This is a genomic window from Streptococcus atopicus, from assembly GCF_049166725.1.
Classification (GTDB): domain Bacteria; phylum Bacillota; class Bacilli; order Lactobacillales; family Streptococcaceae; genus Streptococcus; species Streptococcus hominis.
The window spans coordinates 85,310-102,560 of the sequence record NZ_JBMHFC010000003.1 but is presented as its reverse complement, the minus strand read 5'-3'; the positions used below and the strand labels follow the sequence as shown (position 1 = coordinate 102,560).

Sequence of the window (17,251 nt, the reverse complement as noted above, 5' to 3'; positions counted from 1 at the left end):
GAAATGGAAACGCTAGAAGATATTAAGAAAGCTATTATGGCTGATTCACAAAATCAAGCATATACCGAGCGAGGAATTGAGCCACTTTTTGCAGCGCCTAAAACGGCACGTATTAATATTGTCGGTCAAGCGCCGGGCATCAAAGCGCAGGAAACACGCTTGTACTGGAATGATAAGAGTGGTGATCGCTTGCGTGAATGGATGGGGGTTGACTATGATACCTTTTATCATTCAGGTTATTTTGCTGCGATTCCAATGGACTTTTATTTCCCAGGTCATGGAAAATCAGGCGATTTACCGCCTCGCAAGGGCTTTGCTGAAAAATGGCATCAGCCGATTTTAGAATTGCTGCCAGATCTTGAATTGACGATTCTTATTGGTCAATATGCTCAGAAATATTATCTTCATCAAAAAGGAACTGTAAAACTAACTGATACGGTAAAACATTATCAAGACTACTTGCCAGAATTTTTCCCGCTTGTCCACCCCTCACCACGAAATCAAATTTGGATGGCTAAGAATCCTTGGTTTGCAGAAACCGTAATCCCTGATTTAAGGGAACGGGTACAAAAGATTATTTCATAGAGTGGAGCAAAAGTTAATCATTTAAAAGTCTTTGATTTTATTGCACCAGAGTGGTTCATTAGTACTGAAGCGCCTAATGAATTTCTCCAAACCGCTGCGCTTTGCAAACATAATGCATAAATGATAGAAGCTAGGAACTTTTTTTCCAGCTTCTTTTTTAAAACAAAATCTTTGACAAAGAAGGTTCTATATAGTAGAATAAGAATAAGCTTCTATATCGTATATTTTGGAAAGAAGAAAAATGAGTAAAAAAGTAATCAATGGTGGGTTTTACATCGGGAAAATTCATCGTTTGTCCAATCGACTGATGAACCACATTTTGTTAGAACGAGGAATTCAAGCCTTTAATGGAGAGCAAGGACGTATTTTACATGCGCTTTGGCAAAAAGATTATCAAAGTCAAACGGAACTGTCAGAGCAGACCGGCTTGACGTTGAATACTCTTACGAAAATGATTGACCGAATGATTAGCATGAACCTTGTGGAGCGGTGCTATCATGAAAAAGATAAGCGAAAAAAGATGATTTGTTTGACGGGCTATGCCAAAGGTCTGCAAGATGAGTATAATGCGATTTCTAAGGAAATAATTGAAATCTTTTACAGCGGATTTTCTGACCTAGAAATTGATGAATTTGAGACTTATTTGGAGCGTATCGTGGCAAATTTAACCAAGCCAAGAAAGGATGAAGCATGAACGAGTTCATTAAATTAGTGACCAATCAATGGCAGTTTCTATTTAGTCTGGTGTGGGATCATATCTGGATATCGGGCTTGTCTATCTTACTTGCTTTAATTTTGGGAGTTGGGCTTGGAATTTTCATCAGTTTCAAAAAAAGCTGGGCTGGTGTCGTTATCGGAATAGTGAATATTCTTTATACAATTCCCTCTATTGCCCTTTTAGGGATTTTGATTTCAATTACAGGAATTGGGAACAAAACAGCAATTGTAGCTTTAACCTTATATGCACTTTTACCCATGGTACGGAGCACTTATACAGGGATTACAGGTGTTGATCCGCTTCTCGTTGAAGCAGCAGAAGGAATGGGTTCTACTCGCAAGCAGATTTTAACCAAGGTTCAGTTGCCACTTGCCTTTCCGGTCATGATGTCTGGTTTTCGCAATATGGTGACGATGACCATTGCGCTAGCTGGGATTGCCTCTTTCGTCGGTGCTGGCGGTCTGGGGGTTGCAATCTACCGTGGGATTACCACTAATAATCAAACCTTGACCTTGGTCGGAAGTATTTTAGTAGCTTTGTTGGCATTGGTCTTTGATTTTCTCCTTTCTTTGGTTGAAAAATCAATCTTACGTCATAAAAAAGTATCTAAAAAATGGTTAGCTGTTTTTAGCTCTATAGTTCTTTTGATGGCAGGAATCATCGCATTTTTGCAAATGAATCCAATGGGTGGAACGGTCAAGATTGCGACCAAGCCACAGACAGAAAACTATATCTTAGGAGAAATGCAAAAACAAGTCATTGAAGAATACACCAATCTGAAGGTCAAAATGACTAAAGGTGTCGGTGGTGGGACTGCCAATATCCATCCAGCGATGGTTAAAGGTGAATTTGATATTTATGCTGAATATACCGGTACAATTTGGGAAGTTATTCTCAAAAAATCAGGCTCGTATGATGAAAGTCAATTTAAGACGCTTGAAAGTCAATACCGCAAGAAATATCAACTTGCTTGGGTAAATACATTTGGCTTTAATAACACATATGGCTTAGCCGTTCGCAAGGATGTAGCAGAAAAATACAATATTAAAACCTTTAGCGATCTTGCTAAAGCTAGTCCTAATTTAACTTTTGGTGCGGAGTATGATTTCTTTGGTCGTGAAGACGGTTTTGCACGTTTACAATCTACCTATGGTATGAAGTTCAAATCTCAAGTGGATATGGATAGCGGACTGAAATATCAGGCTATTAAATCCGGAAAAGTTGATGCGATTGATATTTTTACCACAGATGGACAGCTTTATGGTGCCAATCTAGTGGTTTTGAAAGATGATAAAAAAATCTATCCTTCTTATCAGGCAGGGACAGTTGTTCGAGAAGCTACTCTAAAAAAATACCCACAATTGAAAAAAGCATTAGCGAAATTAGACGGTATTTTAACGGATAGTAAAATGGCAGAACTAAATCATAAAGTAGAAAATGACAAAGAAGAGCCAGCTAAAGTCGCTCGTGACTATCTTATAGAGAAAGGAATTTTGAAGAAATGATTGAATATAAAAATGTCAGTAAATCATATGGAAATCAAGACATTATTAAACAATTGGATTTGAAAATTGAAGACGGTGCCTTTCTGACGATTGTAGGAACTTCTGGTTCAGGTAAAACGACATTGTTAAAGATGATAAATGGTTTAGTCAAACCGAGTCAAGGAGAAATTCTTATCAATGGACAAGATGTTCAAGAAACAGATTTGATTGAATTGCGGCGTAACATCGGTTATTCAATTCAAGGAAATGGGCTTTTTCCGCATTTGACAGTTGCTGAGAATATCGCTTATGTCTTGAATTTGCAAAAGAAAAATCAAGCGGAAATAGAGAAAGTTGTAGATGAAAAGTTAGCCATGCTTGGTTTGGATACTCAGCTAAAAAATCGCTATCCAGCAGCTCTTTCGGGCGGACAGGCGCAACGAGTGGGGATTGCCCGTGCACTCGCTGCGACGCCTGATATTTTGCTAATGGATGAGCCTTTTGGAGCAGTGGATGCTATTACGCGCTATCAGTTACAGCGTGAATTAAAATTACTGCATGAAGAAACTGGCATTACAGTTGTGTTTATCACACACGATATAACAGAAGCCTTGAAACTAGGCACGAAAATCCTCGTTTTAGATAAGGGAGAAATCCAGCAATATGGCACGCCACAGGAAATAAAAATGCAGCCTGCAAATGACTTTGTACGAAAACTACTAGAATTAGCAAGCTAAAGAGAAGTTCTATGGATCAAAAAATGAAAGCTATGGTAATTTATGAGCCTGGTGGTCCAGAAAAATTTGTTCTAGAAGAACGAGAAATCCCGAATGTAAAAGAAGGCTGGACTCTAGTCAAGATTAAAGGTTTTGGGATCAATCATTCAGAAATTTTTACTCGGAAAGGTCTATCTCCAGATGTTCAATTTCCTCGAACTTTGGGGATTGAGTGTGTAGGACAAGTGGTTGAAACGACAAGGAGAGATTTACAAATTGGACAAAAAATTGTCTCTATCATGGGGTGAAATGGGACGTGCCTTTGACGGTTCTTATGCTGAATATGCTCTACTTCCAAATGAGCAGATTTATCCCGTAGATAGCCAATTGTCTTGTTCTGAGTTAGCAGCAGTACCAGAGACCTATTATACCGCTTTTGGCTCCTTCAAAAATCTGCAGATAAAAGAAGGAGACTCAATCTTAGTCCGAGCTGCGACAAGTGGCGTTGGATTAGCTTTCTTAAAATTGGTAAAGGCGCAATTCCCACAGAATCGTGTAGTTGGTGCAGTTCGTTCTCTTGCTAAAAAAGATTTGCTTCAATATCTAGGTTTTGATGAGATTATTTTAGATAAAAAAGGAGTTTTACAAACCGAGGAAAAGTTTGATAAAATCCTTGAATTAGTCGGTCCGGCTACTTTAAAAAATTCATTTGACCATATTCAAAGTGCAGGAATTATCTGTAACACTGGTCAATTAGGTGGCAAATGGTATGTAGAGGAGTTTGACCCAATCGTAGAAATAAAAAATAATAGTTTTTTGACGAGTTTTTATTCAGGCAATGTGAGCCAGCAGTTTATTGATGAACTTTTTAGCTATATTGATGCTTACCAGATAAATGTATCTCCTCAACGAATCTTTTCGTTAGAGCAAATCCCAGCAGCCCATTCTTATATCGAAAGTCAAGCGGGATTTGGGAAAGTGGTCGTCTTAAATGATTAACTAGAAAAAATGAAAAGTGTGCAAATGCATGCTTTTTTGAATTGACATACAGTATATCTACGCCTATAATGTAAATTAGAAAATTCTATAAATGAGGCGATACAGATGAAAAAAGGATTGGGATTTTATTAGTAGCGAGTTTGTTTCTTTTGACAGCTTGTGGGGGAAAGAAAACGAATGTGGAAACGAAACAAGAAGGAAAAGCAACGTCTGCAAAAGTTGCATCCTCTGAGCAAGTAAAGAAAAAAGCAAAAGTTCATTATAATGGTTCTTACTATAGTGTAAAAGGAAAATACGATGAAATTGTCATCGCAAATAAACATTATCCATTATCTTCAGATTACAATCCCGGTGAAAATCCTACTGCTAAAGCAAAATTGCTGGAGTTGATTGCTGCTATGCAGCGCAAAGGCTATCCTATCAGTAATCAATATAGCGGTTTCCGTAGTTACCAAACGCAGGTTACTCTTTATCAAAATTATGTCAATCAAGACGGGAAAGAAGCAGCAGATCGTTATTCTGCCCGACCTGGCTATAGTGAACATCAAACGGGCTTGGCATTTGACTTGATTGGCACAGACGGAAATCTAGTAACAGAAGCAAAGGCGAGCCAATGGCTTTTGAAACATGCAGCCGAGTATGGATTTGTCGTGCGCTATCTAAATGGGAAAGAAGACAAAACTGGATATATGCCAGAACAATGGCATCTGCGTTATGTTGGGAAAGAAGCAAAAGCGATTGCGGATTCAGGACTATCTTTAGAAGAATATTACGGTTTTGCTGGGGGAGATTATAAGGATTAAAGTTGAACACAAGGAGACAATACACATGAAAATCTACACAATGAACCCTACTATTGATGTCGTGGAAACACCTGTTGAAGAAACTAGTCGCATCATCCGTCACCTTCACTTAGGAGAAGGAAAAATAATTCCTGAACATAAGGCTGATGCTTTGGTGACTGTTGTCTGTCTAGAAGGAAAGGTTGATTTTACATCATCTGGTCAAACAGTTCAACTTGTTCCCGGAAGTTTTTTAACCATGGAACCAAATGAACTTCATAGTTTATATGGTGTAAAAGATAGCCATGTATTGGTTATTCAACAATTAAAATACTGAATGTGAAAAAAGGTAAAAACTTGGAAGTCATACTGTCGTAGATTCCAAGTTTTTTTGATTATATAAAAAACCTTTCCCAAAATTGGAAAAGGCTTATTATCAACATTCTTTGTAATGTAAATATGATCTTTATTTGAGACCGTATTTTTTGTTGAAACGATCCACACGTCCATCTGCTTGAGTGAATTTTTGACGTCCAGTGTAGAATGGATGTGAGTCTGATGAAATTTCCACACGGATCAAAGGATAAGTGTTTCCATCTTCCCATTCAATAGTTTCGCTAGAATACTTAGTAGAACCACTAAGGAATTTGTAGCCAGTTGAAGTATCCATAAAGACAACAGGACGGTATTCAGGATGAATATCTTTTCTCATTTTTAAAAATTTCCTTTCTGCCATGGTCTCTCTGCGAGCCATAGATTCGTTACTTTGATAGTTTACCAAATTCTAGCGGATTTGACAAGTCTTTTCTACCAAATTATTTCCTTTTTGCCAATTCTTTCAATTCTTGATAAACTTCTTCGATTTCTTCTTTGGAGTAAGCATTGGCACCACTGGCAAGAGGATGACCGCCTCCGTCGTGTTTTTTAGCTACTTCATTAATCGGGATAAATTTACTCCGCAACCGAACGCGATAATTGCCATTTTCTTGCTCAACAAAAATTCCCCATAATTCAACGCTGTCAATACGCCCTGGAGCTGAAACGATAGCAGAAGTGTCAGCATCTGTTAAATGATTGGCTTTGAGAAGTTCCTGAGTTAAAATGACACGAGCTGCACCATTTCCATCGACTTCTAAATGGTCATAAACATAGCCTTGAAGTTTAGCGATTTGATAGCTGAAAGAGTCCATTTTCCGCGCTAAAGCAGCAAAGTCAAAAGGATATTCGCGAAGTTTGCTGGCGATAGCCATAGTTCGGGCGGTTGTGGCAGGATATAGGAAACGCCCAGTATCACCAACGATTCCAGCATAAAGTAACTTAGCAGAATAATCATCTAGTTTCAGTTTATTTTCTAATGCAAAGAGAGCAATTAGCTCACTAGCACTACTAGAGCTAGTATCTACCCAAGAAATATCCCCGTAAATGTCATCGTTTGGATGATGATCGATTTTGATGAGAAAATCTCCTTTGCTGTACCGTTCGTCATCAATCCGAGCAGTATTTGCTGTATCACAAACAATCACTAAAGCATTCTTGTAATCATCATCTGAAACATCATCCATTTTAGCCAGCCAAGCAAGAGTAGTTTCAGTCTTTCCTGCTACTTTAATCTTTTTCTCAGGGAAATTGACTTGAAGTAATTTTTTCAAACCGACTTGACTTCCTAATGCATCAGGATCGGGTCGCATGTGACGATGAATGATAATCGTATCATATTCTTTAATTTTATGTAAAATTTGCTTGAAAATTTCCATTTGATGACCTCCGCTCTACCTTTTATTCATTGTATCATAAGATGATTATTTTAAAAAGTAAAAGGGAAAAGTAGGGAACTTTAAGAGATTTGAAGTGCAACAATTTGTTCAATGTGTTATAATAAACTGATAGAATTTTTTGGAGGAAATTATGGCTTTAGCAAAAATTGTATTTGCGAGTATGACAGGAAATACAGAGGAAATCGCAGATATTGTAGCTGATAAATTAAAAGAACTTGGTTTAGAAGTAGATATTGATGAATGCACAACGGTTGATGCAGAGGAATTTCTAGAAGCAGATATCGCAATCGTTGCTTCTTATACATACGGTGACGGCGAGTTGCCTGATGAAATTGTTGATTTTTATGAAGATTTAGCTAGTCTTGACTTGACTGGGAAGATTTACGGTGTTGTTGGGTCAGGTGATACATTCTATGATGAGTTTTGTAAGGCAGTAGATGACTTTGATCGCGCTTTTGCAGCGACAGGTGCTGAAAAAGGTGCTGAAAATGTCAAAGTCGATCTATCAGCAGAAGATGAAGATATTGAAAATCTGGAGAAATTCGCTGAAGCATTAGCCGAAAAAGTACGGTAATCATGTAAGAAGGCTGGGAAATTTTCCTAGCCTTTTTTAGCTTAATTTATTCGATTTTAGGCATATATTCTGACATTTCTAATATAGAATAGTATAATAAGAGAAGAGAATTTGTATCAATGGGAGGAATGAGATGACGAAAGAACGAGATTATGCTTTTGGATTTCACGATGATGTAAAACCGTTATTTTCTACTGGTAAGGGCTTGACAGAAGAGGTTGTTCGTGAAATTTCTGAAATTAAAAATGAGCCGCAATGGATGTTGGATTATCGCTTGCGTTCTTTAGAATTGTTCCATAAATTGCCCATGCCTGATTTTGGGCCAGATTTATCCGGCATACGATTTGATGATATTGTCTATTATCAAAAATTAAGTGGGGATCGGGCTAGAAGTTGGGATGAAGTGCCAGATGAAATAAAGAAAACCTTTGAGCGTCTGGGTATTCCTGAAGCGGAACGTCAATTTTTGTCAGGAGCAGTTGCTCAGTATGAATCTGAAGTAGTCTATCACAACATGAAAGAAGAATTTGCCAAGCAAGGCATTATCTTTACCGATACCGACACGGCAGTACAAGAATATCCAGATTTGGTCAAAAAGTACTTTGGAACAGTCATTTCTAATGCAGAGCACAAGTTTTCTGCTTTGAACAGTGCTGTTTGGTCAGGTGGCACATTTATCTATGTTCCTAAAAATGTTCAATGTCAGGTGCCAGTTCAGACCTATTTCCGTATCAATGGAGAGAATGCCGGTCAGTTTGAACGCTCGCTCATTATCGTAGAAGAGGGTGGCTCTATTCAATACATTGAGGGCTGTACAGCGCCGACTTATACGACCAATAGTCTTCATGCTGCAAATGTGGAAATTATTGTCAAAAAAGATGCTTTTTTCCGCTATACAACCATTCAAAACTGGTCAGACAATGTTTATAATCTGGTGACAGAGCGTGGAACGGTTGAAGAAGGCGGTACTCTGGAATGGATTGACGGAAATCTAGGCAGCAAGGTTAATATGAAATATCCTTGTAGCATTCTTAATGGTCGTAATGCAAGAACTTCGGTCCTTTCTATGTCCTTTGCTAATTATGGTCAGCATTTAGATGCAGGCTGTAAAGTTTATCACAATGCGCCAAAGACTTCCAGCACATTAATTTCTAAGTCTGTTGCCAAAGACGGAGGTAAGACAGATTATCGCGGTCAAGTCCGTTTTGGCAAGAACAGTGCTGGTTCAAAGTCTCACATTGAGTGCGACACGATTCTTATGGATGGTGAATCCAGCTCGGATACGATTCCATTTAATGAAATTCACAATTCGAATGTTGCACTGGAACACGAAGCTAAGGTTTCTAAGGTTTCGGAGGATCAGCTTTATTATCTCATGAGCCGTGGCATTAGCGAAGAAGAAGCAACGGCTATGATTATCAATGGTTTCATGGAACCGATCACCAAAGAACTTCCAATGGAATACGCAGTGGAGCTCAACCAACTCATTAACATGAGTATGGAAGGCTCAGTAGGATAAAAGTAAAAACAGTCGTGAGGCTGTTTTTTGTTGAAACAAGAGAAAGAAAAAAGCACCGAATCGGTGCCACTTTTTCAAGTTGGATACGGACAAAGCCTTATTTTAACTTGCTGTGTTGTTTCGAATGGTTCCAAAACTGTTTTTATAAAGCGGATTTGAATATCAAAGTTTTAGAGCTGTGCTGTTTCGAATGGTTCCAAAACACAATACATTTTAATCATAGGGCTTGCAAATTTTTCCAATCGTGTTATAATACTTTTTAGAGACATATCACCTACAGGAAATCTTTCAGAGAGCGTGTGGAGCTGGGAATCACGCAGAGGATGTAGCTGGGACTACTCGATTTGTTTTTATGCAAACATAAAACGGTGGCTACGTTAGAGCCAATCAGAGGTGTCAACAAACTTTTTTGTTGTACATGAATGAAGGTGGAACCACGTTGCGACGTCCTTTTAGGATTGTCGCTTTTTATTTTGTCGGAAGGAGGAAGAGTTATGCTCTATATGATTGGTGGATCGCCTTGCAGCGGGAAGTCAACAATTGCCTCCCTTCTTACTCAGCAGTATGGGCTGCTTCATATCAAGTTAGATGATTTGACAGACCAGATGATGGATCAAGCAAGAGCGAACGCAAAGCCGATTTCCCTTCTGAGACAAGACAGAAGTCCGGATCAAATCTGGTTGAGACATCCAGAGGAGATGGCGGATGAAGAATGGCGTTTTTATGAGGAGATTTTTCCTTATGTAGCGTCTTACTTGCTAGAACACCAAGAGAAGCCACTTTTGGTAGAGGGAGCAGGGCTGTTGCCTCACTTGGTAAAAAGCCTAGACGGACCAGCGGTTTCCTATCTATGCTTGACTCCGACAGCTGATTTTCAGACAAAGCATTATCAGCAGAGAGAATGGGTTCCCTATGTTTTAGAGGACACATCCAATCCTGAGCAAGCTTTTGAAAACTGGATGCAGCGGGACATTCTTTTTGCCCAAATGGTGCGGAAGGAAGCAAAAAAAATAGGCTATCCTAGCCTTATGACAGACGGCAGTCGATCGGAAAAGGAGACCGCTGAAGAGATTGCTCGGCTCTTAAAATTGCCCAATATAAATAAAATAGATATTAAAGGAGAAAACTATGATTAAGATTACTTTCCCAGATGGTGCTGTTCGTGAATATGAATCAGGCAGCACGACTTTTGACATTGCCCAATCTATCAGCAATTCCTTGGCAAAGAAAGCCTTGGCTGGTAAATTCAACGGCAAACTCATAGATACCACTCGCCCTATCACAGAAGATGGTAGCATCGAAATTGTCACACCTGACCATGAAGACGCCCTGCCTATCTTGCGTCACTCTGCTGCTCACCTCTTTGCCCAAGCTGCTCGTCGTCTTTTCCCAGACATTCACTTGGGAGTTGGTCCAGCTATTCAGGACGGATTTTACTATGATACGGACAATGCTGCTGGTCAGATTTCCAACGAAGATTTGCCTCGTATCGAAGAAGAAATGAAGAAGATTGTCAAGGAGAATTTCCCGTCAATTCGCGAAGAAGTGACAAAAGATCAGGCACGAGAAATTTTCAAGAATGATCCTTACAAGTTGGAATTGATTGAGGAGCATTCAGAAGACGAAGGAGGACTTACAATCTACCGTCAAGGAGAATATGTGGATCTCTGTCGTGGACCTCATGTACCGTCAACTGGGCGTATTCAAATTTTCCATTTGTTAAATGTAGCGGGTGCTTACTGGCGTGGAAATAGTGATAATGCTATGATGCAACGGATTTATGGTACAGCTTGGTTTGATAAGAAAGATTTGAAAAACTATCTTCAAATGCGTGAAGAAGCGAAGGAACGTGACCACCGTAAGCTCGGTAAAGAGTTGGATCTTTTCATGATTTCTCCTGAAGTTGGGCAAGGTCTTCCATTCTGGCTTCCAGATGGTGCGACTATTCGTCGTATCGTGGAGCGCTATATTACAGACCGTGAGGTCAATGACGGCTACCAACACGTGTATACGCCACCGCTTGCAAGTGTGGATTTATACAAAACTTCTGGTCACTGGGAACATTACCAAGAAGATATGTTCCCGCCAATGGATATGGGAGACGGTGAACAATTTGTTCTTCGTCCGATGAATTGCCCACACCATATTGAGGTCTATAAAAACCATGTGCATTCTTATCGTGAGCTGCCAATTCGTATTGCAGAACTTGGTATGATGCACCGTTTTGAAAAATCAGGTGCGCTCTCAGGACTCCAACGTGTTCGTGAAATGACGCTGAATGATTCTCACTTATTTGTCATGCCAGAACAAATTCAAGAAGAATTTAAACATGTGCTGGATTTGATGATTGACGTTTACAAAGACTTCAACATTACAGATTATCGTTTCCGTCTGTCTTATCGTGACCCGAATGACAAGCATAAATATTTTGATAATGATGAAATGTGGGAAAATGCTCAACGTATGTTAAAAGGAGCAATGGATGACTTAGGTTTGGATTACTTTGAGGCAGAAGGCGAAGCTGCTTTCTACGGTCCTAAGTTGGATGTCCAAGTAAAAACGGCTCTTGGAAATGAAGAAACCCTTTCCACTATTCAATTGGACTTCTTGCTACCAGAACGTTTCGACCTTCATTATGTCGGAGCAGACGGTGAAGAGCATCGTCCAGTCATGATTCACCGTGGTATCGTGTCTACTATGGAGCGCTTTATTGCTTACTTGATTGAAACCTACAAAGGTGCTTTCCCAACTTGGCTTGCTCCTCATCAAGTGACAGTCATTCCGATTTCTAATGAAGCACATGCTGACTATGCTTGGAAAGTGGCGAAAGAACTGCGCAATCGTGGTGTCCGCGTGGATGTTGATGAACGCAATGAAAAAATGCAATACAAGATTCGTCAAAGTCAAACCCATAAAGTTCCTTACCAATTGATTGTAGGGGACAAGGAACAAGCAGACGGTACGGTGAATGTTCGTCGTTACGGAAGTAAACAAACACATACAGAAACAATTGCAGAATTTGTAGACCATATTTTGGCTGATATTGCTAGAAAATCACGCCTAGATGATAGAGAACAATGATGACATGATTGCATATAAAAATGTGCATCAGAGAATTATAACATGTATTCTGTCATCTCACTTTACAATCTTTCAATTTCTGAGCTTAAGCTAGAAAAGATATAAATCAAAAACTCCATTTCTAATCAGGAAAATCCCTTTTAGAAATAGAGTTTTTTCATTTTATCATTGCCAAGCGTCATAATCAAAGGTTTGTAAAATCGTATTCGTCATTTCTTCAGGTGTTTCTTTAACTCCACTTGAAATCCAGAGTGAGATAATGCCCTCTACGCTAGATAAAAAGACTTCCAGCGCATATTTTTTAGAAATGGTGAAATTTTCTTTTAAAAAGTATTCGGTTTGAAGTCTGTGTTGTTCGTTAGTTAAAATGCTAAGCATGAATTCACGGATTGTTTCACGGAAATTGAGGTAATGGCTTTGAGAAACAGCATAAATCAGATCATAATTTTGCTGGAGATAGCTTAGATTGGCAATGAGTAGGTCACGCGTGTTTGTCGTTTCTTCAAAATTTTTGCGCAATTGAGCGATAATTTCTTCTTTTAGCGTTTCGATCAAATCGTATTTATCAAGATAGTGAAGATAAAAAGTTCCACGATTGATACCTGCTCGTTGGCAGAGTTTACTAACGGAAATTGTTTCAAATTTTTCTTCTAACAAGAGCTGAATGAGAGCTTCTCTGATGTGTTGTTTGGTTGCTGTTTGCCGATTTTGCATCGTAATACTCCTTAAATGAACACTCTGTTGATGATTGATGATTGCCTTTATGTTAAGTCTATTTTATAATAAAGATAGGATCTAATCAACAGCTTGTTTATTTAATTGGACATGGAAACTGAAAGAGGAAAAGACGATGGCTTATATTGAAATGAAGCATAGTTACAAACGATATCAAATGGGAGACACAGAAATTATTGCCAACAATGATATCTCTTTTGACATCGAAAAAGGAGAATTGGTCATCATTCTTGGAGCTTCTGGTGCTGGAAAATCGACGATTCTGAACATTCTTGGTGGAATGGATAGTAATGACGAGGGAGATGTCCTGATTGATGGGCAAAATATAGCGCATTACAACGCTTATCAACTGACAGACTATCGGAGAAATGATGTTGGTTTCGTCTTTCAATTTTATAATTTAGTTCCTAATCTGACGGCGTTAGAAAATGTTGAGCTGGCTTCGGAAATTGTTCAAGATGCACAGGATGCAGCAGAGGCGTTAGCAGCAGTTGGGCTAGGAAATCGACTGCATAATTTTCCTGCTCAATTATCTGGCGGCGAGCAGCAACGGGTTTCCATTGCGCGTGCCGTGGCAAAAAATCCTAAAATTTTGCTTTGTGATGAACCAACAGGTGCGCTAGATTATAAAACAGGTAAGCAAGTGCTGCAAATTCTTCAAGATATGTCACGCAAACAGGGAGCAACAGTGATTATCGTGACTCACAATGGTGCGTTAGCTCCGATTGCAGACCGCGTGATTCGTATGCATGATGCACGGATTCAGTCCGTCACTTTGAATGAACATCCTCAAGATATTGCAAGTCTAGAGTATTAGTGAGGAGTGGTGATATGAAAAAATCCATTCTAAATAAAGACATCTGGCTCTCTTTTCGTCAGTCCAAAGGACGCTTTCTGTCCATTATGTTTTTGATGATGTTAGGTTCTTTTGCGCTAGTAGGACTGAAAGCAGCCAGTCCAGACATTGAAAATTCAGCCAATCGTTATCTTTCACAGATGAAAATGATGGATTTGGCAGTGATGTCAGATTATGGTATCAGCAAAGCTGACCAAAATGAACTGAATACAATCCCAAATGCACAGGTAGAATATGGTTATTTTACAGATACAGTGATTGGGGATAGTTCAACTTCTGTTCGAGTTTTTTCTAAGACAACTAATATTTCCAAGTTCAAGCTTGTTTCAGGTCATTTTCCAAGCAAGGAAAATCAAGTGGCTTTGGCTAGTTTTTATCAAGGAAAATACAAGATTGGTGATAGCATTACTTTGAACGAGGAAGGAACCACTAATTATGCTCTAAAGCAGCATACCTTTACGGTGGCAGGGTTCGTCAATTCAAGTGAATTGGCTTCGACGATTTCTCTTGGCAATTCTAACTCAGGGAGTGGTACCTTGTCTGCTTATGCAATGGTGACGCCAAAAACATTTCAAAGTTCAGTCTATACAGTTGCTCGTTTGAGGTATGATGATTTAAAAACACTCAATTCTTTTGGAGATTCCTATCGAAAAAAGGTCAAACAGCATGAGAATGAGCTGGAAAAGCTACTGGCTGATAATGGGAAAAATCGTTTATCAGAGATAAAAGCCCAAGCACAGACAAAAATTGCGGACGGCGAAGCAAACATTCGAACTTCTCAACAAGCATTGACAGATGCCATGCAGCAACTAACGACTGCGCAGAATCAAATTGATCAAAAAAGAGCAGATTTAGAGGCTGCCCAAGGTCAGATAACTGAAAAAGAAAGCTTGCTTGCGCAAGGAGCTACTCAAATTGCACAGGCTGAGCAGACTTTGGAAAATACGAAAGAAAAATTAGATACAGCCGCCGCTCAACTGTCTTCAGGTTGGGCACAATTGAACCAAACGAAAGCCCAATTAGATCAGGCAGCTAGTCAGTTGTCTGTTGCAAAAGAAAATGGAACAAATACTCAAGCTACATTAGCCATAGCGCAGGCGGAATTGGAAAAAGGTCAAGTTCAATTAGCAGCAGCTAAAGCGGATTTGCAGAAAAAAATGACCGCGCTTCAAGCACAAGGAATTGATCCAGCAACAGTGCCTGAAATTGTGGCAGCACAAACTCAACTAGCACAAGAAGAAGCGAAATTAAATCTTGCTCGTGCAGAATTAGAGAAAAAGCAGGCTGAATTTCAAGCTGGATTGTCACAGTACCGAAGCCAAGAAACGGTTTATCAAACGAGACTTGCCCAATACCAATCTGCTGTCGTGACATTGCGTGCAAAACAAGCTGAATATGACGCAGGCTTGGCTCAATATCAAAGTGGTCAGGCAACCTTAAGAGATAAGCAAGCTAAGTACCAAGCAGGCCAAGCCCAATTGGCTCAAGCAAAACAACAAATTGCAGATGGTCAGACGCAATTAAACCAAGCTCAGGCGACATTGAACGATAAAAAAACTGAATATGCGAAGCAAAAGAAAGATGCTGGAACAAAAATAAAAAATGGTCAAGCGGACATTCAAAAGGCAAAAGATGAAGTAGCTAGTTTGTCTGTGCCAACCTACCGTGTGTATACACGCCGTACATTTCCAGGAGCGGACGAGTACACAACAACTGGCAATCGTGCTTATGGCATCTCAGCCGTAGGGAATGCTTTTCCGATTGTACTGTATCTGGTAGCGGCCCTTGTAACAGTCACAACGATGACACGTTTTGTCAGCGAAGAACGCACAAATGCTGGCGTTTTAAAAGCCTTAGGTTATCGAAACCAAGATGTCGTTAAGAAATTTGTCATCTATGGCTTGGTTTCAAGCTTGCTAGGTACAGTAATAGGAAGTTTTTTAGGTACTTATTTCTTACCCTACATCTTAGGGAAAACGATTTTTAAAACCTCCACTTATCCAGCATTGCGATTAGACTTTTATTGGGGAATTAGTCTCATTGCTTTCGTGTGCTCGGTCTTGTGTGGTGTTGTACCAGCCCTTTATATTGCTCACAAAGAGTTGAAAGAAAAACCATCTCAATTATTGTTGCCTAAGGCACCTACCAAAGGCTCAAAAATCTTGCTAGAGCGGATTGACTTCATTTGGTGTCGACTCAGCTTTACGCAAAAAGTGACAGCTCGAAATATCTTTCGTTACAAGCAAAGAATGTTGATGACCATTTTTGGTGTGGCAGGCTCCGTCGCTCTCTTATTTGCCGGTCTGGGGATGTCTTCTTCCATGGAAGGTATAGGAAATCGGCAGTATGGAGAAATTATCAAATATGATGCTGTTATTTCACAAAAACATCATCTCAAATCAGACGAGCAAGCAGCAATCAATCATTTATTAGCAGATAAAAAAATAGCTAAAAAGCATGGTATTTATCAAGAAACATTTACCAAAAAAATTAAAGGAGCAAAAGATGAACAATCTCTCGCGTTATTTGTGACAACAGGCAAGGATTTTTATCATTTCATAGAGTTATATGATAGTCAAAGCAAAGCGAGCTTGAACTTGTCTTCGCATGGAGCAGTCATTTCTCAGAAATTAGCAACCATTATGCATGTTTCTGTTGGAGATGCCTTTGAGCTGAAATCCGACGAAGGAAAACGCTATAAAATCAAAGTTTCTGGTATCGCTGAAATGTATGCAGGGCATTTTATCTTTATGAATCAGGACTATTATCAAACGGTATTTGCTCGCAAATTCCAAGAAAATGCTTATCTGATAAAATTGAAAGATTCCTCTAGTAAAAATATACAGGATACCGCAGCAGCCTTCATGAAATTAACAGGTGTGCGAGCAGTCGTACAAAATACAGGCATTTTGGAACAAATTGATGTCATTGTCAAATCTCTTGGCTTTGTAATGCAGATTTTAACTGTTGCCTCTATTTTACTAGCCATTGTGATTCTTTATAACTTGATGAATATCAATGTTGCAGAGCGGATTCGAGAATTATCAACGATTAAAGTATTGGGGTTTCATAATAAAGAAGTCACGCTTTATATTTATCGAGAGACCATTCTTTTGTCTGTTATTGGTATTATCGTAGGCTTGTTTTTGGGGAATATCTTACATCGCTCCCTTTTAGAGACGATTGCTCCAGATGCCTTTCTTCTCAATCCGACCGTATCGGTGTTTGTATATCTTGTGCCAGTCTTTTCTATCATCATGATTTTGATTGTCTTAGGCTTTATGGTCAATGCAATATTGAGACGCATTGACATGTTGGAAGCATTGAAATCAGTAGATTGATGAGGCAGTAAAACTTTCACTCAAACTTGGGAGTGGAAGTTTTTTCTTGGTTTGTTATAATATTTTTATAAAGGACAGACGAAACG

15 protein-coding genes and 1 pseudogene are annotated in these 17,251 nt (G+C 39.2%); 13 read left to right on the top strand and 3 right to left on the bottom strand.

Going from position 1 to position 17,251, the window contains the following annotated elements; translation table 11 throughout:
• The first annotated feature begins 3 nt into the window (after positions 1 to 3).
• The 7 genes and pseudogenes from ACOMA9_RS03035 to ACOMA9_RS03005 all read left to right on the top strand — a co-directional run bounded on the left by ACOMA9_RS03035 (position 4) and on the right by ACOMA9_RS03005 (position 5,621).
• Complete coding sequence (locus ACOMA9_RS03035) at positions 4 to 585, top strand: uracil-DNA glycosylase family protein (protein ID WP_003030018.1); 582 nt, start codon at positions 4 to 6, stop codon at positions 583 to 585.
• A 241-nt stretch (positions 586 to 826) separates the two neighbouring features.
• Complete coding sequence (locus ACOMA9_RS03030; protein ID WP_247905792.1) at positions 827 to 1,279, top strand: MarR family transcriptional regulator; 453 nt, start codon at positions 827 to 829, stop codon at positions 1,277 to 1,279.
• Positions 1,276 to 2,808, top strand: coding sequence for an ABC transporter permease/substrate-binding protein (locus ACOMA9_RS03025; RefSeq protein WP_247905791.1), 1,533 nt, complete (start codon positions 1,276 to 1,278; stop codon positions 2,806 to 2,808). Before ACOMA9_RS03030 ends, ACOMA9_RS03025 begins: the two co-directional genes overlap by 4 nt.
• Entirely contained in the window at positions 2,805 to 3,524 is a 720-nt protein-coding gene (locus ACOMA9_RS03020) for an ATP-binding cassette domain-containing protein (protein ID WP_421424622.1), read from the top strand. The genes ACOMA9_RS03025 and ACOMA9_RS03020 overlap by 4 nt, the downstream gene beginning before the upstream one ends.
• An 11-nt stretch (positions 3,525 to 3,535) precedes the next feature.
• Positions 3,536 to 4,502: pseudogene (locus tag ACOMA9_RS03015) on the top strand (zinc-binding dehydrogenase).
• A gap of 140 nt (positions 4,503 to 4,642) precedes the next feature.
• A complete protein-coding gene (gene ldcB / locus ACOMA9_RS03010) occupies positions 4,643 to 5,305 on the top strand; it encodes an LD-carboxypeptidase LdcB/DacB (protein WP_421424619.1) in 663 nt (220 codons plus the stop codon).
• Positions 5,306 to 5,330: 25 nt separating this feature from the next.
• Positions 5,331 to 5,621 (top strand): AraC family ligand binding domain-containing protein, encoded by a 291-nt coding sequence (locus tag ACOMA9_RS03005; protein WP_003030010.1) that lies wholly within the window; start codon positions 5,331 to 5,333, stop codon positions 5,619 to 5,621.
• Positions 5,622 to 5,750: 129 nt separating this feature from the next.
• Here ACOMA9_RS03005 and ACOMA9_RS03000 read toward each other — a convergent pair whose 3' ends face one another.
• Together ACOMA9_RS03000 and ACOMA9_RS02995 are read right to left on the bottom strand one after the other, a co-directional pair.
• Positions 5,751 to 5,996 carry a type B 50S ribosomal protein L31 gene (locus tag ACOMA9_RS03000; protein ID WP_003041527.1) on the bottom strand — a complete coding sequence of 82 codons (246 nt, stop codon included), beginning with the start codon at positions 5,994 to 5,996 and terminating at the stop codon, positions 5,751 to 5,753.
• 103 nt (positions 5,997 to 6,099) lie between these two features.
• Positions 6,100 to 7,038: a DHH family phosphoesterase gene (locus tag ACOMA9_RS02995; RefSeq protein WP_003041322.1), complete on the bottom strand. Its 939-nt coding sequence runs from the start codon at positions 7,036 to 7,038 to the stop codon at positions 6,100 to 6,102.
• A gap of 151 nt (positions 7,039 to 7,189) precedes the next feature.
• Between ACOMA9_RS02995 and ACOMA9_RS02990 the strand changes: the two genes are divergently transcribed.
• From ACOMA9_RS02990 to thrS, 4 genes are all read left to right on the top strand, one after another.
• Complete coding sequence (locus tag ACOMA9_RS02990) at positions 7,190 to 7,633, top strand: flavodoxin (protein WP_003030007.1); 444 nt, start codon at positions 7,190 to 7,192, stop codon at positions 7,631 to 7,633.
• 133 nt (positions 7,634 to 7,766) lie between these two features.
• Positions 7,767 to 9,152: a Fe-S cluster assembly protein SufB gene (sufB, locus tag ACOMA9_RS02985; protein ID WP_021001888.1), complete on the top strand. Its 1,386-nt coding sequence runs from the start codon at positions 7,767 to 7,769 to the stop codon at positions 9,150 to 9,152.
• A gap of 494 nt (positions 9,153 to 9,646) precedes the next feature.
• Complete coding sequence (locus tag ACOMA9_RS02980; protein ID WP_151380167.1) at positions 9,647 to 10,288, top strand: nucleoside/nucleotide kinase family protein; 642 nt, start codon at positions 9,647 to 9,649, stop codon at positions 10,286 to 10,288.
• A complete protein-coding gene (thrS, locus tag ACOMA9_RS02975; protein ID WP_330944914.1) occupies positions 10,281 to 12,233 on the top strand; it encodes a threonine--tRNA ligase in 1,953 nt (650 codons plus the stop codon). Before ACOMA9_RS02980 ends, thrS begins: the two co-directional genes overlap by 8 nt.
• Before the next feature lie 165 nt (positions 12,234 to 12,398).
• Here thrS and ACOMA9_RS02970 read toward each other — a convergent pair whose 3' ends face one another.
• Positions 12,399 to 12,947 (bottom strand): TetR/AcrR family transcriptional regulator, encoded by a 549-nt coding sequence (locus tag ACOMA9_RS02970; RefSeq protein WP_330944913.1) that lies wholly within the window; start codon positions 12,945 to 12,947, stop codon positions 12,399 to 12,401.
• A gap of 136 nt (positions 12,948 to 13,083) precedes the next feature.
• Between ACOMA9_RS02970 and ACOMA9_RS02965 the strand changes: the two genes are divergently transcribed.
• Positions 13,084 to 13,785 (top strand): ABC transporter ATP-binding protein, encoded by a 702-nt coding sequence (locus tag ACOMA9_RS02965; RefSeq protein ID WP_003023878.1) that lies wholly within the window; start codon positions 13,084 to 13,086, stop codon positions 13,783 to 13,785.
• 14 nt (positions 13,786 to 13,799) lie between these two features.
• Complete coding sequence (locus ACOMA9_RS02960; protein ID WP_330944912.1) at positions 13,800 to 17,165, top strand: FtsX-like permease family protein; 3,366 nt, start codon at positions 13,800 to 13,802, stop codon at positions 17,163 to 17,165.
• The last annotated feature ends 86 nt before the right edge of the window (positions 17,166 to 17,251 follow it).

Coding starts and splice junctions, on each gene's coding strand:
- ACOMA9_RS03035 (WP_003030018.1), top strand. CDS start 4: ATGGAAACGCTAGAAGATATTAAGAAAGCTATTATGGCTGATTCACAA.
- ACOMA9_RS03030 (WP_247905792.1), top strand. CDS start 827: ATGAGTAAAAAAGTAATCAATGGTGGGTTTTACATCGGGAAAATTCAT.
- ACOMA9_RS03025 (WP_247905791.1), top strand. CDS start 1,276: ATGAACGAGTTCATTAAATTAGTGACCAATCAATGGCAGTTTCTATTT.
- ACOMA9_RS03020 (WP_421424622.1), top strand. CDS start 2,805: ATGATTGAATATAAAAATGTCAGTAAATCATATGGAAATCAAGACATT.
- ACOMA9_RS03005 (WP_003030010.1), top strand. CDS start 5,331: ATGAAAATCTACACAATGAACCCTACTATTGATGTCGTGGAAACACCT.
- ACOMA9_RS03000 (WP_003041527.1), bottom strand. CDS start 5,996: ATGAGAAAAGATATTCATCCTGAATACCGTCCTGTTGTCTTTATGGAT.
- ACOMA9_RS02995 (WP_003041322.1), bottom strand. CDS start 7,038: ATGGAAATTTTCAAGCAAATTTTACATAAAATTAAAGAATATGATACG.
- ACOMA9_RS02990 (WP_003030007.1), top strand. CDS start 7,190: ATGGCTTTAGCAAAAATTGTATTTGCGAGTATGACAGGAAATACAGAG.
- sufB (WP_021001888.1), top strand. CDS start 7,767: ATGACGAAAGAACGAGATTATGCTTTTGGATTTCACGATGATGTAAAA.
- ACOMA9_RS02980 (WP_151380167.1), top strand. CDS start 9,647: ATGCTCTATATGATTGGTGGATCGCCTTGCAGCGGGAAGTCAACAATT.
- thrS (WP_330944914.1), top strand. CDS start 10,281: ATGATTAAGATTACTTTCCCAGATGGTGCTGTTCGTGAATATGAATCA.
- ACOMA9_RS02970 (WP_330944913.1), bottom strand. CDS start 12,947: ATGCAAAATCGGCAAACAGCAACCAAACAACACATCAGAGAAGCTCTC.
- ACOMA9_RS02965 (WP_003023878.1), top strand. CDS start 13,084: ATGGCTTATATTGAAATGAAGCATAGTTACAAACGATATCAAATGGGA.
- ACOMA9_RS02960 (WP_330944912.1), top strand. CDS start 13,800: ATGAAAAAATCCATTCTAAATAAAGACATCTGGCTCTCTTTTCGTCAG.